A 23,315-nucleotide genomic window follows, 5' to 3' on the forward strand; every position below is an offset into this window, starting at 1 on the left:
CGCCGGCCCGCCTCAGGCGGGCTGGCCGCTGCGCAATTCGCGGCGCAGGATCTTGCCGACGTTGGACTTGGGCAGCTCGTCGCGGAACTCGACGTGGCGCGGCACCTTGTAGGCGGTCATATTGTCGCGGCAGTGGCGCAGCAGCGCGTCGGCCGTCAGCGACGGATCCTTGCGCACCACCACGATCTTCACCGCCTCGCCGCTGCGCTCGTCCGGCACGCCGATGCAGGCCACCTCGCGCACGCCGGGATGCTGGGCCACCACGTCTTCCACTTCATTCGGATACACGTTGAAGCCGGATACCAGCACCATGTCCTTCTTGCGGTCCACCAGCTTGAGCAGGCCGTCGGCGGTGCGGACGCCGATGTCGCCGGTGGCGAAGAAGCCGTCGGCGTGGAACACCTTGGCCGTTTCCTCCGGCCGCTGCCAGTAGCCGGCCATCACCTGCGGCCCGCGCACGCAGACTTCGCCCGGCTCGCCGTCGGCGGAGGGCCGGCCGGCGTCGTCGCGCAGTTCGACTTCGGTGCCGGGCACCGGCATGCCGACGGTGCCGGTATAACGTTCCACCGCCAGCGCGTTCACCGATACCAGTGGCGAGGCCTCGGTCAGGCCGTAGCCTTCCAGCAGCACCAGGCCAGTTGTCCGCTGCCAGGCTTCGGCCACCGCCTGCTGCACTGCCGCGCCGCCGCCTATCGCCACCCTCCAGCGGCTGAAATCCAGCTTGGCGAAGCCGGCGTGGTGCGTCAGCGCGTTGAACAGGGTGTTGACGCCGGTGAAGGCGTTGACCGGATGGCGGGCGAGCTCGGCCACCAGGCCGTCCAGATCGCGCGGATTGGTGATCAGCAGGCTGTTGCCGCCCAGGCGGGCGATCAGCAGGCAGTTCACCGTCAGCGCGAACACGTGGTACAGCGGCAGCGGCGTCGCCACCACGGTCTGGCCTTCCAGCAGCGCGCCGCCCAGCACCAGCCTCGCCTGTTCGACGTTGGCCAGCAGATTGCGGTGGCTGAGCATCGCGCCCTTGGCCAGGCCGGTGGTGCCGCCGGTGTATTGCAGGATGGCCAGCGCGTCCGGCGCCAGCCTGGCGTCGCGCCAGCGTCCGGCGTCGCCGCCGGCCAGCGCCCGGCGGAAAGGAACGGCCCCCGGCAGATGGTAGGGCGGCACCAGCTTTTTAACGTAACGCACCGCGGCGTTGACCAGCCAGCGCTTGGGCGCCGGCAGCAGATCGCCGACTGCGGTGACGATCACATGCTGCAGCGAGGTGTCGGCGCGGGCTTCTTGCACCACTTGGGCGAAGTTCTCCAGCACCACGATGGCGCGGGCCTGGGAGTCGGCCAACTGGTGATGCAGCTCGCGCGCGGTGTACAGCGGATTGACGTTGACCGCCACTAGGCCGGCGCGCAGCACCGCGTACAAGGCCACCGGATATTGCAGCAGATTGGGCATCATCAGCGCCACCCGCTCGCCGGCGCGCAGGCCCAGGCCGCGGGTCAGATAGTCGGCCAGTTGGGCGCTTTGCCGGTCCAGCTCGCGGTAGCTGAGGTCGCGGCCCATATTGTGGAAGGCGGTGTGGTCGGGGTAGCGGGCGACGGTCTGCGCCAGCATCTCTCCCAGCGAGGCGGCCGGCAAGGCGTCGATCCGGTCGGGGGTGTCCGGGTGGCGGGCGAAATCCTGCATGTTTCCTCCTGTGCGTGCGGCGGAAGACGCGCCGCGGATGAATCTTGTTATCGTGGGATGCGGGTGATGCGACATGCGGCAAGACGGGATTGCACCCGGGACGTTAATCCAATGTCATTGCAATTTCAATCGAAGGTCCAGGCGAAACGTCCGCATGCGGGGCAGAAACCGGGAGAGCCCGCTTGTTGACGCGCGGATGCAACAGGCACGCGCCAGCCGGCCTTAAGCAGGTTCTTGGGCGGGCAAGCGCGAAAAAGCCGCCGGGCCTCGCGGCGCGGCGGCTTTCCATCAGGCGGGAAGAGCGCTCAGCTTTCCTCGTCCTCGCCGGCTTCTTCGACATGGTCGAGGCGGCCGGTGTAGCGCAGCTCCACGTCCTGGGTCAGCAGATCCACCTTCACCACCGACAGCTGCACGCGGTCGCCGCGCGCCAGTTCCGGCAGGCCCGGGATGCGCAGGCGCAGCGGCAGGCCGTCGATGCGCACCAGGTCTTCCTTGATCACGGACGCGGTCGGCTCGGTGATGTTTTCCTGCAGCAGGTACTTCAGGCACCAGTAGTGCTCCATCTTGTCCTGGAACGACAGGTAGGCGCCGTAAGTGGCGTCGAAGTCGCGCAGGATGGCGAACAGCATCGCGTCGCCCTGGGCGAACTGCGGCTTCTCGCCGCGGATCATGGATGCCAGCTGACGCTGGTTGATGAAGTCGCTGGCGCGGCGCAGCGGCGAGGTGCTCCACGCGTACTGGGCGACGCCCAGGCCCATGTGCGGCTCGGGGCGGGTGGTCATCCGCACCTTGCCCATGCTTTGCGCGCGGTACATCGCCGGGATGTCGGCCTCGGCCAGCATCCGGCCCCACTCGCTGTTGGCCAGGATCATCAGCTCGGACACCAGTTTGTCCATCGGCGCGCCGCGCTTGCGGATAGTGATGGACACCTGGCCGTCGACGACATCGATGTTGTAGTCGTGCTGCGCCGGGCGGCTGGGGTCGTGCTTGCCGCGGCGCTTCTCCAGCGCCTCGGCGAACTGCCACAGCCATACCAGTTCGCGCTTGAACGGGTAGTCGACGCCGGGGTCGTTGGCCAGCGTCTCTTCGTTGAACACCTGTTCCAGCTCGCCGTGGCGCAGGTTGGCTGCCACCGGCACCCGCTCGATGCGGTTTTCGAAGGCAACCAGCTCGAACTCCGGCGTCACCTCGGCGTACAGCGAGAAGGCCGGGCAGTCGCGGCCTTCCTGCAGCGTGAACGCCTGCACCACGTCGTCCGGCAGCATGGTGATCTTGTCGCCGGGGAAGTAGGCGGTGGACAGCCGCGACAGCACCATCTTCTCGATGTCGGAATCCAGCGGCACGCCCAGCGTCGGCGCGGCGATGTGGATGCCGACGCGCTTGTTGCCGTTGGGCAGGTCTTCCACCGACAGCGCGTCGTCGATCTCGGTGGTGTTGGCGTCGTCGATGGAGAAGGCGCGCACCGCGGCCACCGGCAGCTCCGGCTGCTCGGCCGGCGGCGCGTATTTGCCGAAGCCGGCGCCCTTGGGGAAGTACTCCATCAGGAAACCGGCCATCAGGTAGTCCGGCACCGACGGAATGCCGCCCACCTTGTGCGCCAGGCGCAGCGGCGGCAGGTTCTGTTCGCGGCTGGCCTGATCGAAGGCCTTGAACTCCAGCGTGTTCTTGTCGGGCTTCCACAGCAGTTGCATCAGCTGCGAGCGGATGGCTTCCGGCAGCGCGCCGGCCTTCAGCTCGCCCACCCAGCCGTCGATCTGCTCCTGCTCGCGCTTCTTGCGCTCGACGCCGGCCAGCGCGGCTTGCAGCGCGTCCTGCGGCGCTTTCTTGTAGCGGCCCTTGCCCTTCTTGTAGAAGTACATCGGCGCGCCGTGCAGCCGGCTGATCAGCGCGGCGGCCTCGATCACGGAGGGTTCGCGGCCGAAATAGTCGGCGGCCAGATCCTGGTAGCCGAACTCGTCGTCGGGGCTGCATTCCCACAGGAAATCCAGGTCGATGTCAGTGGCCAGGTTGTCGGCCGACGGCAGAAAATCCGCCAGCGAGGAACTAAACTCCAGAAAGACGTTGGCGCTCTTGATCTTGGCGCGTTTGCCGTGCTGGGTGTCCACCTGCAGGCTGGCGTCGCTGCGCGACACGATGCTGCCGACTTTGAAACTGCCGCTCTCTTCGTAAAAAACGTTCATCAAAACTTGCCAGGCCGTTGAATTTAAGGGCGGATTATAGCAGTTCGCTCCGGCGGCAGAGCCACAAACTTCGTCGTCCGCCTGGCCGAATCCAACAGAAAACGGAACCATCGCCCGATGAAACAGGCCGCATCCATCCATCCGGGCCAGCGCATCCATCTGGCGCGGGAAATCGACCGCATCGGCTATATGCTGGTGTCGCGCTGGGAGCGGCCGCTGGCCGCGCATCTGCTGTCGCTGGTGACGCGGATGGAAAACCTGGTGCGCGCCATCAGCCTGCTCGAGCTGGCCAAGGAGGCGCGCGCGTTGGCCGCGCTGCTGGAGCAGTGGCTGCAGCAGCCTGAGGCGGCGCCGTCGGAGCGGGTGCGCTACGGCCAGCTGCGCCATCATCTGGGTGTGGTTTGCCAGCTGGGGCTGATGGAGCGCCAGCAGAATCTGGGCAACCTGGACGGCTTGCTGCAGCCGGGCGCGGAGGATGCCACGCTGTACATGTGGCTGCCGGCCGGCCTGGACGATGGCAGGCTGCAGCGCCAGCTGGCCTGCTTCGGTTTCGAGGTGACGGTGATGTCGCAGGCGGCCAAGCTGGCCAAGGCGTTGCAGCGGCAGGCGCCGGCCGCGGTGGTGGCGTTCGCCGACTTCACCGACAACGATCCCATCCGCCAGCTGGCGTCGGCGATCAGCAGCAGCTGCCCGCTGGTGATCACCTCGCCGCGGCGGGACTTTCCGGCCCGGCTGGAGGCGGTGCGGATGGGGGCCTGCGGCTTTCTCGACTGGCCGCTGCAGGTCAACCAGCTGGTGGACCTGCTCAGCTTCGGCGACATCGGCGAGCGGCGCGATCCGCTGCGGGTGCTGATCGTCGAGGACATGGCGTCGCTGGCGGGGCTGTACTCGCGCGTGTTGGCGGCGCACGGCGTGGAGGCCGCCAGCGAGACCAATCCGGAGCGGGTGCCGGAGCGTATCCAGCAATTCAATCCGGACCTGATCCTGATGGACATGTACATGCCGCAGTGCAACGGCATCGAGCTGGCCAAGGTGATACGCCAGCAGCGGCTGCTGGACGGCATTCCCATCGTTTTCCTGTCGGTGGAAAAGCGCCAGACGGTGCAGCTGGACGCGCTGACGCTGGGCATAGACGGCTTCCTGACCAAGCCGGTGGCGCCGGAGGAACTGGTGGTGACGGTGGTGAACCGCGCGCGCCGCTACCGCAAGCTGCGTTCCTACATCGTCAACGACAGCCTGACCGGCCTGCTCAACCATTCCCATCTGCACGGCCAGCTGGACAGCGCCGTCGAGCGCGCCCGCCGCGCCGGGCAGCCGTTGTCGCTGGCGATGCTGGACCTCGACTATTTCAAGCAGGTGAACGACAACTACGGCCATCAGGTCGGCGACGAAGTGCTGCTCAATCTGGCGCGTTTCCTGAAGGAGAGGCTGCGGCGCACCGATCTGGTGGGCCGCTACGGCGGCGAAGAGTTCGCCATCGTGCTGGCGGGCACGCCGGCGGACAAGGCGTGCAGGATGCTGGAAACGCTGCGGCAGGATTTCTGCCGGCTGGAGCAGCAGGTGGGCGAGCGGACCTTCCGCCAGACTTTCAGCGTCGGCGTCAGCTCGCTGGCCAGCGCCGAAGACGCCACCAGCCTGGTGCAGCAGGCCGACGAAACGCTGTACCGCGCCAAGGCGGCCGGCCGCAACCGGGTGGAATGCCACGGCGGCTAGAAAAACAAAACCCCCGCGAGGCGGGGGCGTGCAAGCGGCGGACTAAGCCGCCGGCCCGTCCGGGGAGGGACGGGAAGGTCCATCAATTACTTGATGTTGTACTTGATCGAGTAGATCACGGCGTTCTGGTACGCGCTGCTGCCCAGCTTCTGGTCGGCGTAGCGGTACTGGATGCCAGTGGTGACCGCCTTGGTCGGGGTCCACCACAAAGCGACTGCGCCGTTCTGGCCTACACGCGGACGGTCGCCGGCTTTGTATGCGCCGATGAACTTGTCTTGGCGGTTGAACTCGGTTTCATGCCATTGGGTGAGCATCAGGTTCTGGCCGAAAGCCTGGAACGGATACAGCATCACGTAGCCGGTCATGAAGCCGTTGTAGCCGGATGCGGAACCAGCAGGCATCAAGGCATCCATTTGATTGTGAACGCCGAAGAACGGCTTGATGCTCAATGCGCCGAAGCTCAAGTCGGTGCCCAGGCCCAGTACGCGGTTTTGGGTGAAGAAGTGGCGGTCGGCAGGGCCGTTGCCACGGGTGTCGTAGATGTGGCCGTACAGCTGTACCGGCACGCCGCCGACTTCAGCCAGGTTGTAACGGCCGACTACTTTGGTGGTGAAACGACGGTCGCGGCCTTGAGTGTTGCCATTGCCTTTGCCCGGGTTTTCGATGTCGAAGAAGCCGTACAGCTCGCCCCACTTGGCGCCCAGGCCGCCTTCGGCTTCCAGATAGCCAAAATCTTGTTTGCCGGACTGTTGGGTAGTGCGATCCGACCAGTCCAGCCAGTTGGCGCTGACGTTTGCGAAAGAGTATTCACCACCGGCGTGAGCCAGTGCGGAGGCGGCCAACAAGGACAGGGCCAGCAGCGACTTGCGAGTATTCATTGTTTCACCAGACTATTTTCGTGTAGTAAGCATCCGACAAGGCGTCGGCGAGCGCGCGCAGATTAGACGCAGAACCGGACGTATGCAAACAATTTGTCATCTGTCTGTCGCTTTTCTGCAAAGAAACGTTGAGATGTTGTAGCAAAATGACATCAGAGTTACATCCTGTTGCCATAATGCCACATGGAAATATCTCTACGTGGAGATAAGTATCTGAGCGCGCGCCGGTTTCTGGCTTGTTTCAGGTCAAACCATCGGGTCGGGCCAGCCGAAAATCCTCAGGTCCACCTTGCCGCTGGCATTGAATTCCACGCCTTCCTCCTCCAGCTGCAGCCGCTGCCAGTCGGCGTGGTGGCTGCCCGGGCGCGACAGCCTGCCGCCGGCGCCCAGCACCCTATACCACGGCGCGGTGACGCCTTCCGGCAGGTTGCCCAGCAGACGGCCGACGTGGCGCGAGTGGCGCGGGTAGCCGGCCATCTCGGCCAGCGCGCCATAGGTGGTGACGCGGCCCGGCGGCACTTCGGCCAGCAGCGCCAGCACGCGGCGGGCGAATTCGGGCGGCATCAGCGGTAGCGCGGATCGGCGACGTAGGGATTGCCGCGCTTCTCCGCGCCTATGGTGGTGAACGGGCCGTGGCCGGGGATGACCACGGTGTCGTCGGGCAGGATGAACAGCTTCTGCTGGATCGCGTCTATCAGCTGCTGGTGGTTGCCCATCGGGAAGTCGGTGCGGCCGATCGAGCCCTGGAACAGCACGTCGCCGGCCACCAGCACCTTGGCCGCCGGGCTGTGGAATACCACGTGGCCGGGGGTGTGGCCCGGGCAGTGGATCACGTTCAAGGTTTCCTCGCCGACGGTAACGGCGTCGCCCTCTTCCAGCCAGCGCTGCGGCGTCAGCGGCTCGCTGCGCGGGAAGCCGAACATCTGGCCCTGGGTGGGCAGCTGGTCCAGCCAGAAGCTTTCCGCGCGCTGCGGGCCCTCTATCTCCACGCCCAGTTTTTCCGCCAGCTTGGCGGCGCCGCCGGCGTGGTCGATGTGGCCGTGGGTCAGCAGCAGCTTTTCCACCGCCAGGCCCTGGCCGTCCACCCAGGCCTGGATGCGGTCGATGTCGCCGCCGGCGTCGACGATGGCGGCCTTGCGGCTGGCGTCGCACCACAGCACGCTGCAGTTCTGGGCGAACGGGGTGACCGGGATCACGTGGTATTTCAGGGCCATGGCATTGCTCGCGGCGGAATCTCAATCCGCCATTTTGTCACGGCCGGCGGCGCTTGGGGAGCGCCGCTTACTGGTACAGCGCGCGTTCGATGAAGTGGCGCGGCACCTTGGGCTTGGGCACCCGCGCGTCGAACCAGCCGCGCACGTCGCCATCCAGGCCGATGCCGTGCATGAAGTTGTACAGCGCCTTGTTCAGCGCCTTTCCCATCAGCTCGTGGTCGGTGCCGGTGGGGTCGATGAAGCCGACGTCGTTCTTGGCGAAGTCGCCTTTCGGCAGCGGCACCAGCTTGACGCCGTATTCCTCCGGATTCTGCCCCACCGGCGAATGCACGGTGCAGGCGAAGCGGTGGAAGAAGCCGGACTGGATGCAGCCGTTGTCGAACAGCTGGCGCACGTATTCCAGCGCGTCCACTGTGTCCTGCTCGGTCTGGGTGGGAAAGCCGTACATCAGGTAGGCGTGCACCAGCACGCCGGCCTCGGCGAAGCCGTGGGTGACGCGCGCCACCTGCTCCACCGACACGCCCTTCTTCATCAGCTTGAGCAAGCGGTCCGAGGCCACCTCCAGGCCGCCGGAGATGGCGATGCAGCCGGATTCCGCCAACAGCTGGGCCAGTTCCGGCGTGAACGATTTTTCGAAGCGGATATTGCCCCACCAGGAGATGGACACCTTGCGCCGCAGCAGCTCCTCGGCCAGCGCCTTCAGCATCTTGGGCGGAGCGGCTTCGTCGACGAAGTGGAAGCCGGTCTGGCCGGTTTCGGCGATGATGGCTTCGATGCGGTCCACCAGCAGCTCGGCCGACGCGGTCTCGTAACGCGAGATGTAGTCCAGCGTCACGTCGCAGAAGCTGCACTTTTTCCAGTAACAGCCGTGGGCGATGGTCAGCTTGTTCCAGCGGCCGTCGCTCCACAGCCGGTGCATCGGGTTCAGCATGTCCAAGAGCGACAGGTAGCGGTCTATCGGCAGGCCGTCCCAGGTGGGGGTGCCCACTTCGGAGAACGGCACGTCGGCTTCCTGCATGTTCACATAGCGCACCGCGCCGTCCTGGCGCAGGAAGGTGCGCACCAGCCGGCTCGCGCCGCGCTTGCCTTCGATGTGTTCCATCAGCGCCAGCAGCGGTTTCTCGCCGTCGTCCAGCGTCACGTAGTCGAAGTAATCGAACACCCGCGGCTCGGCCAGCTCGCGCAGCTCGGTGTTGGCGTAGCCGCCGCCGAGGCAGACCTTGATGTCCGGCCAGTGGCGCTTGATGGTTTGGGCGATGCGGAAGGCCGCGTACACCGCGCCGGGGAAAGGCACCGAGATCAGCACCAGTTGCGGCTGGTGCCGGTCGATCGCCTCGCGGGTCAGCGCGTCCAGCGTGTCGTCCACCCAGTTCGGCGCCGCCGCCAGCGCGCGGGCGAGCGGCTCGAAGCTGGGTTGCGACAGGGCCAGCGATTCGGCGTAGCGGACGAATTCGAAGCGCGGGTCCACCGCCTCGCGCAGCACGTCGGCGATGTCGTTCAGGTACAGCGTGGCCAGGTGGCGGGCGCGGTCTTGGGTGCCCAGCGCGCCGAAGGCCCAGGCCAGCGGATCGCCGCCGTCCGGATCGTCCGGGTCCACGTACACGTCCAGCGAGGCGAAGCGCGGGCCTTCCGGCAGGTAGTTGCGGCCGGCGATGCGGTAGGACAGCGTGGCGTCGCGGCCCTGCAGGAAGCCTATCGTCGCGTCCACGGTCGCGGCGTAGCGATCGTAGGAGATGTCGAACTGCATCATGCAATCGCTGCGCTGGCGCATCGGGATGCGGTGCACGTGTTCGCGCAGCGTGGCCAGGCCTTGGCGGGAGAACAGCCGCAGCACCAGCGCCAGCGCCAGGTCTTCCTGGAACGCCGCCACGCCGCGCGAGCGCAGGAAGCCGGTGAGGTAGGCGGTGGATGGGTAGGGCGTGTTCAGCTGCGTCATCGGCGGGATGAGCGACAGCACGCGCAGGGAGCTGGCAGACATGCGAAAAATCCGGCGGGTGGTTCAAAAAGCATAGCCGGGCGTAGGCCCGGCTGCGTGCGATTGTCCCACAGCGGACGATGCGAGACTAGGCGGTCTTGGCGCTGAACTGCTCGAAGGCGGCCAAAGCGTGGGCGGAATACATCAATGACGGGCCGCCGCCCATGTAGACGGCCATCGCCAGCGCCTCTTCCACTTCCGTCTTGCTGGCGCCCAGCTTGACCAATGCCTGGGCGTGGAAGCCCAGGCAGCCGTCGCAGCGCGCGGCCACGCCCAGCGCCAGCGCGATCAGCTCCTTGGTCTTCTTGTCCAGCGCGCCGTCGCGGGTGGCGGCGCGGGCCATGTCGTTGAAGCCCTGCATCACTTCGGGCACGTCGGCGCGCAGCGTGGCCAGGTGCTTGGAAATGGCGTGGGTCAGTTCCGGGTAGTTGACTTCATTGCTCATGCTCAGGACTCCCTGTTGTGAAGATGGGCGGCGAACCGCATATCGATATATTGATTTATATAATATCAATTGATATAGTGAAGTCAAGCCGTTACGCAAGAGAGTCCGTCATGAATCAAGCTTCTCCCAATCTCGCCGACATGCGCGCCGCCGCCGGCCAGGCTTGCGGCCTGCTGCGCGCGCTGGCCAATGAAGACCGCCTGCTGCTGCTGTGCCAGCTCAGCCAGGGGGAGCGGTCGGTGAGCGAGCTGGAGGAGACGGTGGGCATTCGCCAGCCGACCTTGTCGCAGCAACTGGGCGTGCTGCGCAAGGAGGGCCTGGTGGCCACCCGCCGCGACGGCAAGCGCATCCATTATTCGGTGGCCGACGCCGACGCGCTGGCGGTGCTGGCCACGCTGTATCAACGTTTCTGTCCCGGGGAGGCATGACGATGATGGATTGGAGCCACTTCACGCCGGAGAGCGCCCTGGCCGGCGGCGCGCTGATCGGCCTTGCCGCCGCCTGGCTGATTTTGCTGAACGGCCGCGTGGCCGGCATCAGCGGCATCGTCGGCAATCTGCTGGCGCCGGGCGGCGACAAGGGCTGGCGACTGGCCTTTGTCGCCGGCCTGGTGTTGTCGCCGTGGTTGTACCGGCTGTTCGCCGCGCCGCCGGACATCCAGCTGGACGACCGATGGTGGCTGTTGATCGCCGCCGGCCTGCTGGTCGGCTACGGCAGCCGGCTGGGTTTGGGCTGCACCAGCGGCCATGGCGTGTGCGGCTTGGCGCGGCTGTCGCCGCGTTCGCTGGCGGCGACGCTGGCCTTCATGGCCGCAGGCTTCGCCGCGGTGTGGCTGATGCGGCACTGGATCGGATAGGAGGACAAGATGAAGCTTGTCAGCGCTTTTTTGGCCGGGCTGGTGTTCGGCGTCGGCTTGATCGTTGCCGGCATGGCCAACCCGGCCAAGGTGTTGGGGTTCCTGGATATCGCCGGGAGCTGGGACCCATCGCTGGCGCTGGTGATGGCAGGCGCCGTCGTTGTGGCGCTGCCGGCGTTCGCCGTGGCGAAGCGGCGCAGCCGCGCGCTGCTGGGCGATGAAATGCAATTGCCGGCCACGCGGAGCGTGGATCGTCGCCTGCTGCTGGGCAGCCTGGTCTTCGGCTCGGGCTGGGGGCTGGCCGGCGTCTGCCCGGGGCCGGCGCTGGTGTTGGCGGGCAGCGGCTTGCCGTCCGGCCTGTTGTTCCTGGCGGCGATGCTGGCCGGAATGTGGGTCCATCGCGCCAGCGCGAGGTGAATGCTGCCGCAAAGGCATGGGCAGCGACGGGCGCGGCGATCTATATTCCTTTCCATGTCATTTGGATGGAGATGGCCATGAAGTTCTGGATAGGCATCGCGCTGATGGGAATGGGGGTGCTGGCGGGCGCGTTGGCGCGGGCCGAGCCGGCGCAGCTGGCCCGGCAATTGTGCGACAGTTGTCACGGCGCGGATGGCAACGGCCCGGGACCTGCGCCGCGGCTGGCCGGCCAGCAGGCTGGCTATATCGAGCAGCAATGGCAGGCGTTCCGTCTGCATCAGCGCGCCGACGGCGGCGCGCACAGCGCGGCGTTGGCTGCCATGAAGGGCGATGGCGACATCAAGGCGCTCGCCGCTTATTTCGCCGCGCAGCCGCCGGCTCCGGCGCGGCCCGCCGGCGGCGATCCGGCCTTGCTGGCCGCCGGACGCAAGCTGTATGCGGAGGGCAATCTGGCGGTGGGCACGCCGCCGTGCTTTTCCTGTCACGGCGACCGTGGCGAGGGCGGCAGCGCCGCGCCCCGGCTGGCGGGCCAGCATGCGGCCTACCTGGCCCGGCGCATGCGGGTGTCGGACGCGCCGCAGCCGGATTCGGCGATGGAGATGCAGGAAATCCTGAAGACGATGAGCGCCGACGACATCAAGGCGCTGCTGGCCTATCTGGCCACGCTGTAGCCGGACAAAAGAAAAGGCCACGCAAGGTGGCCTCAAGTTTCGGAGAAAAAAGTCCGTCCGGCACGGCAGTCCGGATGGACACGGGCCGCGAGCGGCCCGTCTTTTTCAGGCAATGATTCTAACGTCGACGATGGCGCGCGGCAATCGTTTCAGTCGCCCAGCGCGGCCAGCAGCTCCGCCTGCTGTTCGGCAATCAGCGCGCTGGTCAGTTCGACCAGGTCGCCGTCCATCACCTGATCCAGTTTGTACAGCGTCAGGTTGATGCGATGGTCGGTGATGCGGCCTTGCGGGTAGTTGTAGGTGCGGATGCGCTCGGAACGGTCGCCGGAGCCGATCAGGCTCTTGCGCTCGGCGGCCTCCTTCTGGTTCTTCTCGCGCAGCTGGATGTCGTAGATGCGCGCCGCCAGCACCTGCATCGCGCTGGCCTTGTTGGCGTGTTGCGAACGGCCGTCCTGGCACTCTGCCACAATCCCCGTCGGAATATGGGTGATGCGCACCGCGGAGTCGGTCTTGTTGATGTGCTGGCCCCCGGCGCCGCTGGCTCTGAACGTATCGATGCGCAGGTCGGCCGGGTTCAGCACCACCTCGGCGATCTCGTCGGCCTCGGCCATCACCGCCACCGTGCAGGCGCTGGTGTGGATGCGGCCCTGGGTTTCGGTGGCCGGCACGCGCTGCACGCGGTGGCCGCCGGATTCGAACTTCAGCCGCGAGTACGCGCCCTGGCCGACCAGGCGGACGATGGCTTCCTTGTAGCCGCCCAGGTCGGACTCGCTGGCGGAGACGATCTCCACCTGCCAGCGGTTGCGCTCGGCGTAGCGGGTGTACATGCGCAGCAGGTCGGCCGCGAACAGCGCCGCCTCGTCGCCGCCGGTGCCGGCGCGGATTTCGAGGAATATGTTCTTGTCGTCGTTGGGATCCTTGGGCAGCAGCAGTTTCTGCAGCTCGATGTCCAGCGCTTCCAGCCTGTCCTTGCCCTCGGCGATTTCCGCCTGGGCGAATTCCTTCATTTCCGGATCGGCCAGCATGTCCTCGGCGGCGGCGATGTCGCCCTCGCACTGCCGGTAGGCGGCGAAGGTTTCCACCACCGGCGTCAGCTCGGCGTGTTCGCGGGTAAGTTTGCGGAAGGCCTCCATGTCCTGGGTGGCCGTTTCGCTGGCAAGCAGGTGGGTCACCTCTTCCAGACGGTCGGCCAGCTGGGCGAGCCTGGCCGCGATAGACGCTTTCATTACGACTCCGGGTGTAAACGGTAAAGCCGCGCGATGGTCTGCACCTGCGCGTCATGCTCCGCGCCGCTGCCCGAGGACAGGGCCTGGGTCGGCGGGTGCATCAGTTTGTTGGTCAGCTGGACGGACAGGGCCTCCAGCACTTTTTCCGGCGCGTCGCCGCGCGCCAGTTGCTTCATCGCGCCTTCCAGCGCGTGGCGACGGGCGCGGTCGGCCTCGTCGCGCAAGGCGCGGATCAGGGGCACGGTTTCTCGTTTCTTCAGCCAGTCGGTGAACTCCGCCACCCGCGTCTGGATGATGGTTTCGGCCTCTTCGGCGGCGCTCTGCCGCGCCTCCTTGCCTACTTCTACGATGCCGGCGATGTCGTCGACGCTGTACAGGAACACGTCGTCCAGCTTGCCTACCTCCAGTTCGACGTCGCGCGGCACGGCGAGATCCAGCATGAACATCGGCCGATGGCGGCGCGCCTTGATCGCCCGCTCCACCATGCCCTTGCCGATGATGGGCAGCTGGCTGGCGGTGGAGGTCACCACCACGTCGTAGCGCGCCAGCGTTTCCGGCAGCTCGGCCAGCGTGACGGCATTGCCGCCGAACTGCTCGGCCAGCCGTTGCCCGCGCTCCAGCGTGCGGTTGGCCACGGTGATACAGGACGGGTTGCGGGCGGCGAAGTGGGTGGCCACCAGCTCGATCATCTCGCCGGCGCCGACGAACAGCACGTTCAGTTCGGCGATGGACGGAAAGATCTGCTCCGCCAGCTTCACCGCCGCCGCCGACATCGACACCGAGCTGGAGCCGACCGCGGTGTTGGACCGCACTTCCTTGGCCACCGCGAAGGTGCGCTGGAACAATCCGTTCAGCAGCGTGCCCAGCGTGCCGGCGTGTTCGGCGCTGCGCACCGCGTCCTTCAACTGGCCCAGGATCTGCGTCTCGCCCAGCACCATCGAGTCCAGCCCCGACGCGACACGGAAGGCGTGGCGCGCGGCTTGGGATGCTTCCAGCCGGTACAGATACGGCTCCAGCTCGGTCCGGTTCAGGCCGTGGAACTGGCAAAGCCAGTCCAGCGCGGCGTGCGGGTCCGGGCTGCTGCAGTAGATCTCGGTGCGGTTGCAGGTGGAGACGATGGCCGCTTCCCGCGCCGCTTGCGAAGCCAGCAGACTTTCCAGCGCGCGCGGCAGGGTTTCGGCCGGGAAAGCCAGCTTTTCCCGTATCGACAGCGGTGCGGTGTGATGGTTGAGTCCGAAGGCAAGCAGATGCATGGGCGGAAACGCCGCGGGACGAAAACAGGACATTTTAGCCTAAGTCGCCGATGCCGTCCCGCGAGGCGTGACGCGGGCATGGGTTTGGATGATCCGATGAGGCCGCCTGACCGGAATGATTGGGTGGGGAATGGGGATCATGACAAGTTGTTGTTTTGTTGACACAGTCTTCGCACTGAATATCGAGCGGCGTTAATGGAAAAACACACTTTTCATCAATGGATTAACAAATAGGATGCGGCATCTCCGCTCTTTCTGGCGAGAGACGGAAAGGCAAACAATTTGCCGTTGACATGTTTTGATGCCATTTTCATTCCCTGCCGCAGTGTTGCAACCATGTGACAACGACGGCATAGATTTGCGCCCACGCAGCGCAGACACCGTGATGAACAAAGGGAAACGAGATGAGAGTCAAGACTCTTGCCCAGGCGATCGCCGCGATCGGCCTGCTGGGCAGCGGCTTCGCGCACGCCGCGGACGACAACCAACTGGAACGGGTGACGATCACCGGCTCCAACATCAAGCGCAGCATCAAGCAGGAAAAAGCGCTGCCGGTCACCATCCTCAAAACGGAAGACCTTGCCAAGCAAGGCCTGACCACGGTTGAGCAAGTGGTCAACAGCATCGCAGCCAATCAATCCACGCAAGGCTCCTCGTATGCGGTGGGAGCATCCACCGGTGGCGGATCTTTCGCAAGCCTACGCGGTCTGGGTAACCAGTACACGCTGGTGTTGCTGGATGGCCGCCGCATGGCCAACCAGGCCATTGACGGCACTTCGGCCGACCTGAACGCCATCCCGTTGTCGGTGATCGATCGAGTGGAAGTGCTGCTGGACGGTGCGTCCGCGATCTATGGTACCGACGCCATCGGCGGCGTGATGAACTTCATCACCAAGAAGAGCATGAAGGGCTTCAGCATAGGCGGTAGCTTCACCGATACCCAGCACGGCGGCGGAGCTGAGAAACGCGTCAACGCGTCCTATGGCATCGGCGATTTGGCCAAGGATGGATTCAATGTCTATGGCGCTGTCGATTACCTGAAACACGACATGATCATGGCGAGCCAGCGTGGTTTTGCCAGCACAGTCACGCCGCAGACCGATATCGTGCCGAGCGTGAATGCCTGGCCGGGCAGCTATTACGATCAGGTGCAGAAGCAATATGTCCAGCCGTCTGCTCCCAACTGTCGTCCGCCGTATTCCCAGTTCATCAATGGCCGATGCCGCGAATACTTCTCGCTTTACCCAAGCATCGTGCCTGAGGTCGAGCAAGTTTCAGGTGTTTTCAAGGCGACTAAGCGGGTTGGCGATGATCATGAGCTATCGTTGCAATACACTCGGACCGAAACCATCACCACCGCGCAAAATGCGCCCCTGCCGACGGCGGGCGATGTTACCCGCGCCAATCTGACCAACCCGAGCCTCCGCGATCCACTGTATGTCCGCGCGGTGCCGTTGGGTAATCGCGAGACCGAGGCCAACTCGGTGACGCAGCGGCTGATGCTGAACCTAGAGGGTTTGATCGCTGGCTGGGATTACCGTGCGGGCATCGGACGTTCTGAAAACTTGATCAAAGAGAATCTGAACTCCGGCTATATCAGCAAGAGCAAAATGCAATCGGCGATCGACAGCGGCACGCTTGATCCGTTTGACCTTAGCGGCAATAACCTAGCAGCTTGGCGTTCGGTCAGTATGACGGGGCAAATCAAGGAGGCCAAGTCGACCATAGACATGGCCGACGCCAAGATCAGCAAGGAGCTGTTCGATCTGCCGGCCGGCAAGCTCGGCGTGGCGCTTGGAGCCGAGGTCCGCCGCGAGAGCCTGAGCACCGTGTATAACAAGGCCGTGACCCGCGATGCGCTCAGCACCGGCCAGGATAAAACGGAAGACTCCGCGGGCAGTCGCTCCGCCTATGCCCTTTACGGCGAAGCCGACATCCCGGTATTGAAAACCCTGGATGTGCAATTGGCTGCGCGTTATGACCACTACAGCGACACCGAGAGCTCGCTGAACCCCAAGGTGGCCTTCAAATTCCAGCCAGATCCCAAGGTAATGTTCCGTGGCTCGGCGAGCACCGGCTTCCGCGCCCCGTCTTTGTACAACATCTATCGTCCGAATCAGCTTCAGCTCACCGGCAAGTCCTTCAAGGACCCGGGGGCCTGCGTCAACGGCGTGCCTTTGCCGGGCACCAACGGCGATGCTTGTACCGAAATGCAGCGAAACAAGCGCATAGCCGGCAACAAGAACCTGCAGCCGGAAAAATCTTCGTCGTTGTCGTTCGGCATGGTGATCGAACCGACCAAGGACTTCACCGCAAGCGCCGACTTGTGGTGGACGATGATCAAAGATCAGATCAGCATTCTGGACGAGTCGCTGATCATCAACAATCCGTCTCTATATGCGGACCGTTATGTGCGCGACACGAATGGCAATTTGTCCTATCTGATCGATGACTATTCGAATCAGGGAAATCTGAGTGCGTCTGGCGTCGATTTGCGCTTGAGTTGGACCCTGCCGAAGACGTCGTTTGGCGTATTCACTGCAGGTCTCGATGGCACTTATCTGGCCAAATATGAATACCAGTACGAGAAGAACGGCGCTTATTACAGCAATCTGGGCACCTTCAAGGATGGCAGCCCAACTTTCCGCTGGCAGCACAATCTGACTTTGAACTGGCTGTACGGTCCTTGGAGCGCTATCCTGTCGCAAAACTACAAGTCTGGTTATACAGATGAAAATCCGAAGAAGGAGAATCATCTGGTTAAGCCTTACTCCACTTGGAATTTGTCGGCTTCGTATGCCTGGAGCAAACAGTTCACGCTGACTGCGGGCGTCAAGAATCTGTTCGATCAGGAGCCGCCATTTTCCAATCAACAGACCCGCTCGACCCAGATGAACTATGACCCGCGTCTGGCCGATCCGACGGGCCGCAGCTTCTTCCTGAAGGGCGCGTACAAGATGTAAGCTTGCTTCTCTTTCGCTGAAAGACGAAACGGACAACCTGAGGGTTGTCCGTTTTTTATGGCTGGCGGCGCTTACTCCCGCCGCATGTCCACATGCAGAATCCCGCCGTCGTCGTATGGCTCCGACACCGGCTGGAAACCGAATGACGCGTACAGCGCGCTGGCGTCCACCTGGGCCGACAGCATGACGGGCGCGTCCGGGAAGTGGGCCTGGCACTGTGCTACAGCCTGCTCCATCAGCGTTTTGCCCAGACCCCGGCCACGCGCTTCCGGCGCCACCACCACCCGGCCGATGGCCGCCGCGTCCGGGTATTTCTCGCCCGGGGCGATCAAGCGCGCGTAGGCGAGCAGCCGGCCGGCGTCGTCGCGGCCGGACAGGTGCAGGCAGCGGGTGTCCACGCCGTCCACGTCGCCGTAGATCGACTGCTGCTCCACCACGAATACCTGGTCTCGCAGTTGCAGCGCCTGGTACAGCGCGAGAGGCGTGAAGCCGTCGAAACCGTGGCAGTGCCACGCTATCTTGTTTGCCATAGTAGAATCCCCTCATTCCGGTAACGGTCGCCCCGATGTTATGCCATCCGGCGCGGCCATGTGCCCTTATCCAGATCAAGACACCAACATCAAGAATATGAACGACCACGATCTCTTCGCCCAGCCGGACGCTGCCGGCGATAACCTGCCGCCGCCGCCCGCCGCGCCGGATGCCGTCGGCGGCGACTGGATTCCGCTCGACCTCTACGCCGAGCGCGCCTATCTGGAATACGCGATGAGCGTGGTCAAGGGCCGCGCGCTGCCGGAGGTGGCCGACGGCCAGAAGCCGGTGCAGCGCCGCATCCTGTACGCGATGCGCGACATGGGCCTGGTTCACGGCGCCAAGCCGGTGAAGTCGGCCCGCGTGGTGGGCGAAATCCTGGGTAAATACCACCCGCACGGCGACAGCTCGGCCTACGAGGCGCTGGTGCGGATGGCGCAGGACTTCACGCTGCGTTATCCGCTGATCGACGGCCAGGGCAACTTCGGCTCCCGCGACGGCGACGGCGCGGCGGCGATGCGTTACACCGAGGCGCGGCTGACGCCGATCGCCGAACTGCTGCTGTCAGAGATCGACATGGGCACGGTGGATTTCGTCCCCAATTACGACGGCGCCTTCGAAGAGCCCTCGCTGCTGCCGGCCCGGCTGCCGATGGTGCTGCTCAACGGCGCCTCCGGCATCGCCGTCGGCATGGCGACGGAAATCCCGCCGCACAATCTGACCGAGGTGGCCGCCGCCTGCGTGGCGTTGCTGGACGATCCGACGCTCGATACCGCGGCGTTGATGCGATACGTGCCCGGCCCGGACTTCCCCGGCGGCGGCCAGATCATCACCCCGGCCGCCGACATCCTGGCCGCCTACGAAACCGGCAGGGGCAGCGTGCGGGTGCGCGCCAAGTGGGAAATCGACAAGCTGGCGCGCGGCCAGTGGCGCGCCATCGTCACCGAATTGCCGCCCGGCTCGTCGGCGCAGAAGGTGCTGGCGGAGATCGAGGAAGCGACCAATCCCAAGCTGAAGGCCGGCAAGAAGCAGCTGTCGCAGGATCAGCAAAACCTGAAGAAGCTGATGCTGGACCTGCTGGACCGCGTCCGCGACGAGTCCGACAGCGAAAGCCCGGTGCGGCTGGTGTTCGAGCCCAAGTCCAGCCGCCAGGACCCGGACGAGTTCATGAACATCCTGCTGGCGCAGACCAGCCTGGAAGGCAACGCCTCGCTGAACCTGGTGATGATAGGCTTGGACGGCCGCCCGGGACAGAAGGGCCTGAAGCCGATTCTCACCGAGTGGATAGACTTCCGCCGCACCACGGTCACCCGCCGGCTGGCGCACCGCTTGGCCCAGGTGGACAAGCGCATCCACATCCTGGAAGGCCGGATGGTCGCCTTCATCCATATTGATGAAGTGATCCGGGTGATCCGCGAGTCGGACGAGCCCAAGCCTGACCTGATCAAGGCCTTCGGCCTGACCGAAATCCAGGCCGAGGACATCCTGGAAATCCGCCTGCGCCAGCTGGCGCGGCTGGAAGGCTTCAAGCTGGAAAAGGAGCTGTCCGATCTGCGCGAGGAGCGTGAGGGCCTGCGCCACATTCTGGACACCCCGGACGCGCTCACCCGCCTGATCCGCGACGAGATCCAGGCCGACGCCGCCAAGTACGGCGACAAGCGCCGCAGCGAGATCAAGGCCGCCGAGCGCGCGGTGCTGACCCAGACCACCGCCGACGAGCCGGTGACGCTGATCCTGTCGCAAAAGGGCTGGATCCGCGCCCGCGTCGGCCACAATGTCGATCTGGAAACGCTGAGCTTCAAGGATGGCGACGCGCTGGCCGCGGTGGTGGAGACGCGCACGGTGTGGAACGCCATCGTGCTCGACCACAATGGCCGCGCCTATACCATCGATCCGGCCACGGTGCCGACCGGCCGCGGCGACGGCGTGCCGGTGGCGTCCCTGGTGGACCTGCAGGACGGCGCCAAGCCGGCGCAGCTGATCTCCGGCCGCGACGAGGATCGATTCGTGGTGGCCGGCAGCGGCGGCTACGGCTTCATCGCCAAGATCGGCGACATGGCCGGACGGGTGAAGGCCGGCAAGGCCTTCATCGCGCTGGACGCCGGCGAGATGGTGCTGGCGCCGGTGAAACTGCCTGCCGCGCCGCTGGAGCAGCTGCAACTGGTGGCCGCCAGCGACAGCGACCGCCTGCTGGCTTTCCCGGCAGCCGAGCTGAAGGAGCTGGCCAAGGGCCGCGGCCTGATGCTGATGGCGCTGGACGATGGCGCGGCCTTGACCGCGATCGGCCTGGTGGCCGGCGACAAGGCGCTGCTGTCCACCACCTCGGTGCGCGGCAAGGAGGCTGAAGAGAAGCTGGCGTTGGAGGAGTTCGTCGGCAAGCGCGCCAAGAAAGGCAAGCTGATGCCGAAGAAGTGGCGGGTGAGCAGGATTCGGGAGCTGCCGATGTGATGTTCAGGACAGCCCAGCCGCAAACGCTCAGTCCCCGCGCCGCCTTGTTGTTCGTCAACGGCTTCCGCGCGTTGCTGCTGCTGGTGCTATTCACGCTGTCGCTGCTGCCCGGCAGCGACGGCCAGTCGCTGATCGAGGGCGGCCGGCAGTTCTATGCCTGGTCCGGCATCTACCTGTTGCTGATCGGCGTCTGGTATCTGTTGCGCGAAGGCAAGCTGGGCCATACGCTGCAGCTGACGCTGGCCATCGCCGCCGACATCGCGATGATGGTATGGCTGATGGCGATGAACGACGGCATCCACGGCGGCTTCGGCCTGCTGCTGCTGCCCTACCTCGCCGCCGCCGGCCTGTTGTCCACTGGCCGCTACGCGCTGTTCTACGCCGCCATCGCCACGCTGGCGCTGTTCAGCTATTCCGGTTTTGAGCACTGGCTGGGCTTGGCCCGCCAGTTTGACCTGTCCTACAGCGCGCTGCTGGCTTCCGCCTGCTTCGTCACCGCCATCGCCACCTGGCGGCTGGGCAGGATGGCGCGGGCGTCGGAGGCGCTGGCGGCGCAGCGCGGCGGCGAAATCGCCAACCTCCACCACCTGAACGAACTGATCCTGCAAAGCCAGCGCGACGCGGTGGTGGTGCTGGACGAGGATGGCCACCTGCGCCAGTTCAACCTGCAGGCCGAGCGCTATTTCAACCGGCTGCAGCGCGGCCAGCTGTTGCCCGAGCTGCTGCCGCTGGTAAGCCGCTGGCGCGACGACGGCTCGCCGGCTCTGTCCACCTTCGTCGAGCACAGCGCGCGCGGCCGACAGCTGGTGGGGCGGCTGGTGCCGGTGCCGGTGCCCGAAGGCCAGATGCGCGGCGTGGTGTTGTTCATGCGCGACATGGCCGACATGGCCGAGGAAGCCAAGCGGGTGAAGCTGGCGGCGCTGGGCCGCCTCACCGCCAACATCGCGCATGAGATCCGCAATCCGCTGTCCGCCATCAGCCATGCCGGCGACCTGCTGGCCGAGGATGAGACCGACCCGGCGCGGCAGCGCCTGCTGCGCATCGTTCAGGACAACGCCCGCCGCATCAACGGCATGGTGGAGGATGTGCTGACGCTGGGCCGGCGCGATCGCGTCCGCCGCGAACCGATAGAACTCGCCCCCTTCGTCGCCCAGCAGCTTGAGCATTTTTCGATGTCGCAGCCCGACGCCGCCGGCGCCGTGCGCTGCGAGCTGGCCGACGATTGCCGGCTGAGCTTCGATCGCGGCCATCTGGCCCAGATACTGGGCAATCTGCTGGCCAACGCCTGGCGCCACGGCAGCCGCCGGCCCGGCTCGGTGCGGCTGCAGGCCGGCATCGCCGAAAACCACCTGATCCTGCGCGTGATCGACGACGGCTCCGGCGTGGCCGAAGCCGACCAGGCGCGGCTGTTCGAACCCTTTTTCACCACGGAAAGCGCCGGCAGCGGCCTGGGGCTGTACATCGCCCGCGAGCTGGCCGAAGCCAACGGCGCGCGGCTGGACTACAGCCCGCCCGGCGGCGTTTTCCGGCTGATCTGTCAACTGGCCCATGACTAAGACACTGCGCGTATTGATCGTCGACGACGAACCGGACATCCGGGAGCTGCTGGAGCTGACCTTGCTGAAAATGGGCCTCGCGCCGGCATGCGCCGGCAGCGTGGCCGAAGCGCGCGCCGCGCTGGACGCCGGCGGCTTCGATCTGGCGCTGACCGATATGCGCCTGCCTGACGGCGAGGGCCTGGACGTGGTCAACCACATCGGCGAGGCTGGACTGGACGTGCCCATCGCCGTGATCACCGCTTACGGCAGCGCCGACAACGCGGTGCGGGCGATGAAGGCCGGCGCGTTCGACTATTTGCAGAAGCCGGTCAGCCTAGCGCAGCTGCGCAGTCTGGTGAAGACCGCGTTGAAGGTGGAAACGCCGGTCGCCAAGGCGGTAGCGCAGCAAAGGCTGCTCGGCGAGTCGCCGGCGATCCAGGAGGCGCTGCGGCTGGCGGACAAGTTGTCGCGCAGCCAGGCGGCGGTGTATATCGGCGGCGAGTCCGGCACCGGCAAGGAACAGGCGGCGCGGCTGATCCACGAGCTGGGCCCGCGCGCGGACAAGCCCTTCGTCGCCGTCAACTGCGGCGCGATTCCGGAAACCTTGATGGAGAGCGAATTCTTCGGCTGTCGCAAAGGCGCGTTCACCGGCGCCGACGCCGACCGCGACGGCTTCTTCCAGCAGGCCCAAGGCGGCACGCTGTTCTTGGACGAGGTGGCGGAGCTGCCGCTGGCGATGCAGGTGAAGCTGCTGCGCGCGATTCAGGAAAAGACGGTGCGCAAGCTGGGCGCCAGCCAGGAGGAGGCGGCGGATGTCCGCATCATCTGCGCCACCCACCGCGACCTAGCGGCGAGGGTGGAGGCCGGGCAGTTCCGCCAGGACTTGTACTATCGCCTCAATGTGCTGCCGCTGAAGATGCCGCCGCTGCGCGAGCTGCGCGACGATATCCCCTTGTTCGCCGAGCGGCTGCTGCAGCGTTTCGGCGGCGCGTCGGCGCCGCAGCTGTCCGCCGACGCGCGGCGGGCTTTGCAGGACTATGCCTATCCCGGCAACTTCCGCGAGCTGGAAAACATTCTGGAACGGGCGGTGGCATTGGCAGCGGGCCCTTCGCTGTCGCGCGATGACCTGCAACTGACGCCCTGCGCCGACCACAGCCCGGAGCCTGGCAGCGGCGAGCCGCTGCAGGATTATCTGGATCGAGTCGAGCGAGAAGCCATCGTCAAGGCGCTGGAAGGCACCCGCTACAACCGTACCCAGGCCGCGAAAAAACTGGGCGTCACCTTCCGCTCATTGCGCTACCGGATGGAGCGGCTGGGGGTGAAGTAGGCTGCG

The 23,315-nt window shown here is 65.5% G+C and carries 19 protein-coding genes; 9 read left to right on the top strand and 10 right to left on the bottom strand.

Annotated elements, in window-relative coordinates:
• Nucleotides 1-12: 12 nt before the first annotated feature.
• Both VA599_RS09085 and VA599_RS09090 read right to left on the bottom strand, forming a co-directional pair.
• Nucleotides 13-1,674: an AMP-binding protein gene (locus VA599_RS09085; protein ID WP_346788331.1), complete on the bottom strand. Its 1,662-nt coding sequence runs from the start codon at nucleotides 1,672-1,674 to the stop codon at nucleotides 13-15.
• Nucleotides 1,675-1,979: 305 nt separating this feature from the next.
• Nucleotides 1,980-3,854, bottom strand: a complete 1,875-nt coding sequence (locus tag VA599_RS09090) for a ribonuclease catalytic domain-containing protein (RefSeq protein WP_021478840.1) — start codon at nucleotides 3,852-3,854, stop codon at nucleotides 1,980-1,982.
• A 117-nt stretch (nucleotides 3,855-3,971) separates the two neighbouring features.
• On the opposite strand from VA599_RS09090, the gene VA599_RS09095 reads away from it, so the two are divergent.
• Nucleotides 3,972-5,567, top strand: a complete 1,596-nt coding sequence (locus VA599_RS09095; RefSeq protein ID WP_021478841.1) for a GGDEF domain-containing protein — start codon at nucleotides 3,972-3,974, stop codon at nucleotides 5,565-5,567.
• A gap of 86 nt (nucleotides 5,568-5,653) precedes the next feature.
• Here the strand turns inward: VA599_RS09095 and VA599_RS09100 are convergent, their stop codons facing one another.
• The 5 genes from VA599_RS09100 to VA599_RS09120 form a co-directional block, all read right to left on the bottom strand.
• Nucleotides 5,654-6,445 (bottom strand): nucleoside-specific channel-forming Tsx family protein, encoded by a 792-nt coding sequence (locus VA599_RS09100; protein WP_346788332.1) that lies wholly within the window; start codon nucleotides 6,443-6,445, stop codon nucleotides 5,654-5,656.
• Between the two features lie 246 nt (nucleotides 6,446-6,691).
• The gene (locus VA599_RS09105) at nucleotides 6,692-7,009 is read right to left on the bottom strand and encodes an MGMT family protein (protein ID WP_346788333.1); all 318 of its coding nucleotides are present in this window, start codon (nucleotides 7,007-7,009) and stop codon (nucleotides 6,692-6,694) included.
• On the bottom strand, nucleotides 7,009-7,659 hold the full coding sequence (locus VA599_RS09110; protein WP_346788334.1) for an MBL fold metallo-hydrolase: 651 nt from the start codon (nucleotides 7,657-7,659) through the stop codon (nucleotides 7,009-7,011). The genes VA599_RS09105 and VA599_RS09110 overlap by 1 nt, the downstream gene beginning before the upstream one ends.
• Before the next feature lie 67 nt (nucleotides 7,660-7,726).
• A complete protein-coding gene (locus VA599_RS09115; RefSeq protein ID WP_346788335.1) occupies nucleotides 7,727-9,637 on the bottom strand; it encodes a B12-binding domain-containing radical SAM protein in 1,911 nt (636 codons plus the stop codon).
• A gap of 85 nt (nucleotides 9,638-9,722) precedes the next feature.
• The gene (locus VA599_RS09120) at nucleotides 9,723-10,079 is read right to left on the bottom strand and encodes a carboxymuconolactone decarboxylase family protein (RefSeq protein WP_011133640.1); all 357 of its coding nucleotides are present in this window, start codon (nucleotides 10,077-10,079) and stop codon (nucleotides 9,723-9,725) included.
• Nucleotides 10,080-10,189: 110 nt separating this feature from the next.
• On the opposite strand from VA599_RS09120, the gene VA599_RS09125 reads away from it, so the two are divergent.
• From VA599_RS09125 to VA599_RS09140, 4 genes are all read left to right on the top strand, one after another.
• A complete protein-coding gene (locus VA599_RS09125; RefSeq protein ID WP_104945887.1) occupies nucleotides 10,190-10,507 on the top strand; it encodes an ArsR/SmtB family transcription factor in 318 nt (105 codons plus the stop codon).
• A gap of 2 nt (nucleotides 10,508-10,509) precedes the next feature.
• Nucleotides 10,510-10,935, top strand: coding sequence for a YeeE/YedE family protein (locus VA599_RS09130; RefSeq protein WP_346788336.1), 426 nt, complete (start codon nucleotides 10,510-10,512; stop codon nucleotides 10,933-10,935).
• A 9-nt stretch (nucleotides 10,936-10,944) separates the two neighbouring features.
• Nucleotides 10,945-11,352: a YeeE/YedE family protein gene (locus VA599_RS09135; RefSeq protein ID WP_021478848.1), complete on the top strand. Its 408-nt coding sequence runs from the start codon at nucleotides 10,945-10,947 to the stop codon at nucleotides 11,350-11,352.
• A gap of 77 nt (nucleotides 11,353-11,429) precedes the next feature.
• Nucleotides 11,430-12,023, top strand: coding sequence for a c-type cytochrome (locus VA599_RS09140; protein ID WP_346788337.1), 594 nt, complete (start codon nucleotides 11,430-11,432; stop codon nucleotides 12,021-12,023).
• Nucleotides 12,024-12,172: 149 nt separating this feature from the next.
• Here the strand turns inward: VA599_RS09140 and prfA are convergent, their stop codons facing one another.
• Nucleotides 12,173-13,249, bottom strand: a complete 1,077-nt coding sequence (prfA, locus tag VA599_RS09145) for a peptide chain release factor 1 (protein ID WP_346788338.1) — start codon at nucleotides 13,247-13,249, stop codon at nucleotides 12,173-12,175.
• Nucleotides 13,249-14,502 carry a glutamyl-tRNA reductase gene (gene hemA / locus VA599_RS09150; RefSeq protein ID WP_021478851.1) on the bottom strand — a complete coding sequence of 418 codons (1,254 nt, stop codon included), beginning with the start codon at nucleotides 14,500-14,502 and terminating at the stop codon, nucleotides 13,249-13,251. The genes prfA and hemA overlap by 1 nt, the downstream gene beginning before the upstream one ends.
• Before the next feature lie 404 nt (nucleotides 14,503-14,906).
• On the opposite strand from hemA, the gene VA599_RS09155 reads away from it, so the two are divergent.
• On the top strand, nucleotides 14,907-17,465 hold the full coding sequence (locus tag VA599_RS09155; RefSeq protein WP_346788340.1) for a TonB-dependent receptor: 2,559 nt from the start codon (nucleotides 14,907-14,909) through the stop codon (nucleotides 17,463-17,465).
• Nucleotides 17,466-17,536: 71 nt separating this feature from the next.
• Here VA599_RS09155 and VA599_RS09160 read toward each other — a convergent pair whose 3' ends face one another.
• On the bottom strand, nucleotides 17,537-17,995 hold the full coding sequence (locus tag VA599_RS09160) for a GNAT family N-acetyltransferase (RefSeq protein WP_021478853.1): 459 nt from the start codon (nucleotides 17,993-17,995) through the stop codon (nucleotides 17,537-17,539).
• Between the two features lie 97 nt (nucleotides 17,996-18,092).
• On the opposite strand from VA599_RS09160, the gene parC reads away from it, so the two are divergent.
• Genes parC through VA599_RS09175 form a run of 3 tightly spaced genes read left to right on the top strand, consistent with a single transcriptional unit; the run spans nucleotide 18,093 to nucleotide 23,309 of the window.
• Nucleotides 18,093-20,444, top strand: coding sequence for a DNA topoisomerase IV subunit A (gene parC / locus VA599_RS09165; RefSeq protein ID WP_346788341.1), 2,352 nt, complete (start codon nucleotides 18,093-18,095; stop codon nucleotides 20,442-20,444).
• The gene (locus VA599_RS09170) at nucleotides 20,444-22,000 is read left to right on the top strand and encodes a two-component system sensor histidine kinase NtrB (RefSeq protein ID WP_346788379.1); all 1,557 of its coding nucleotides are present in this window, start codon (nucleotides 20,444-20,446) and stop codon (nucleotides 21,998-22,000) included. The genes parC and VA599_RS09170 overlap by 1 nt, the downstream gene beginning before the upstream one ends.
• Nucleotides 21,993-23,309 carry a sigma-54-dependent transcriptional regulator gene (locus tag VA599_RS09175; protein ID WP_346788342.1) on the top strand — a complete coding sequence of 439 codons (1,317 nt, stop codon included), beginning with the start codon at nucleotides 21,993-21,995 and terminating at the stop codon, nucleotides 23,307-23,309. The genes VA599_RS09170 and VA599_RS09175 overlap by 8 nt, the downstream gene beginning before the upstream one ends.
• The last annotated feature ends 6 nt before the right edge of the window (nucleotides 23,310-23,315 follow it).

Source organism: Chromobacterium indicum (assembly GCF_039708975.1).
GTDB classification, from domain to species: domain Bacteria; phylum Pseudomonadota; class Gammaproteobacteria; order Burkholderiales; family Chromobacteriaceae; genus Chromobacterium; species Chromobacterium piscinae.

What these genes read in the sequence shown, in the direction of transcription:
- VA599_RS09110 (WP_346788334.1), bottom strand. Translation starts at nt 7,659, where the DNA reads ATGGCCCTGAAATACCACGTGATCCCGGTCACCCCGTTCGCCCAGAAC.
- VA599_RS09130 (WP_346788336.1), top strand. Translation starts at nt 10,510, where the DNA reads ATGATGGATTGGAGCCACTTCACGCCGGAGAGCGCCCTGGCCGGCGGC.
- parC (WP_346788341.1), top strand. Translation starts at nt 18,093, where the DNA reads ATGAACGACCACGATCTCTTCGCCCAGCCGGACGCTGCCGGCGATAAC.
- prfA (WP_346788338.1), bottom strand. Translation starts at nt 13,249, where the DNA reads ATGAAAGCGTCTATCGCGGCCAGGCTCGCCCAGCTGGCCGACCGTCTG.
- VA599_RS09140 (WP_346788337.1), top strand. Translation starts at nt 11,430, where the DNA reads ATGAAGTTCTGGATAGGCATCGCGCTGATGGGAATGGGGGTGCTGGCG.
- VA599_RS09115 (WP_346788335.1), bottom strand. Translation starts at nt 9,637, where the DNA reads ATGTCTGCCAGCTCCCTGCGCGTGCTGTCGCTCATCCCGCCGATGACG.
- VA599_RS09170 (WP_346788379.1), top strand. Translation starts at nt 20,444, where the DNA reads ATGTTCAGGACAGCCCAGCCGCAAACGCTCAGTCCCCGCGCCGCCTTG.
- VA599_RS09155 (WP_346788340.1), top strand. Translation starts at nt 14,907, where the DNA reads ATGAGAGTCAAGACTCTTGCCCAGGCGATCGCCGCGATCGGCCTGCTG.
- VA599_RS09105 (WP_346788333.1), bottom strand. Translation starts at nt 7,009, where the DNA reads ATGCCGCCCGAATTCGCCCGCCGCGTGCTGGCGCTGCTGGCCGAAGTG.
- VA599_RS09175 (WP_346788342.1), top strand. Translation starts at nt 21,993, where the DNA reads ATGACTAAGACACTGCGCGTATTGATCGTCGACGACGAACCGGACATC.
- VA599_RS09135 (WP_021478848.1), top strand. Translation starts at nt 10,945, where the DNA reads ATGAAGCTTGTCAGCGCTTTTTTGGCCGGGCTGGTGTTCGGCGTCGGC.
- VA599_RS09120 (WP_011133640.1), bottom strand. Translation starts at nt 10,079, where the DNA reads ATGAGCAATGAAGTCAACTACCCGGAACTGACCCACGCCATTTCCAAG.
- VA599_RS09100 (WP_346788332.1), bottom strand. Translation starts at nt 6,445, where the DNA reads ATGAATACTCGCAAGTCGCTGCTGGCCCTGTCCTTGTTGGCCGCCTCC.
- VA599_RS09085 (WP_346788331.1), bottom strand. Translation starts at nt 1,674, where the DNA reads ATGCAGGATTTCGCCCGCCACCCGGACACCCCCGACCGGATCGACGCC.
- VA599_RS09125 (WP_104945887.1), top strand. Translation starts at nt 10,190, where the DNA reads ATGAATCAAGCTTCTCCCAATCTCGCCGACATGCGCGCCGCCGCCGGC.
- VA599_RS09090 (WP_021478840.1), bottom strand. Translation starts at nt 3,854, where the DNA reads ATGAACGTTTTTTACGAAGAGAGCGGCAGTTTCAAAGTCGGCAGCATC.
- hemA (WP_021478851.1), bottom strand. Translation starts at nt 14,502, where the DNA reads ATGCATCTGCTTGCCTTCGGACTCAACCATCACACCGCACCGCTGTCG.
- VA599_RS09160 (WP_021478853.1), bottom strand. Translation starts at nt 17,995, where the DNA reads ATGGCAAACAAGATAGCGTGGCACTGCCACGGTTTCGACGGCTTCACG.
- VA599_RS09095 (WP_021478841.1), top strand. Translation starts at nt 3,972, where the DNA reads ATGAAACAGGCCGCATCCATCCATCCGGGCCAGCGCATCCATCTGGCG.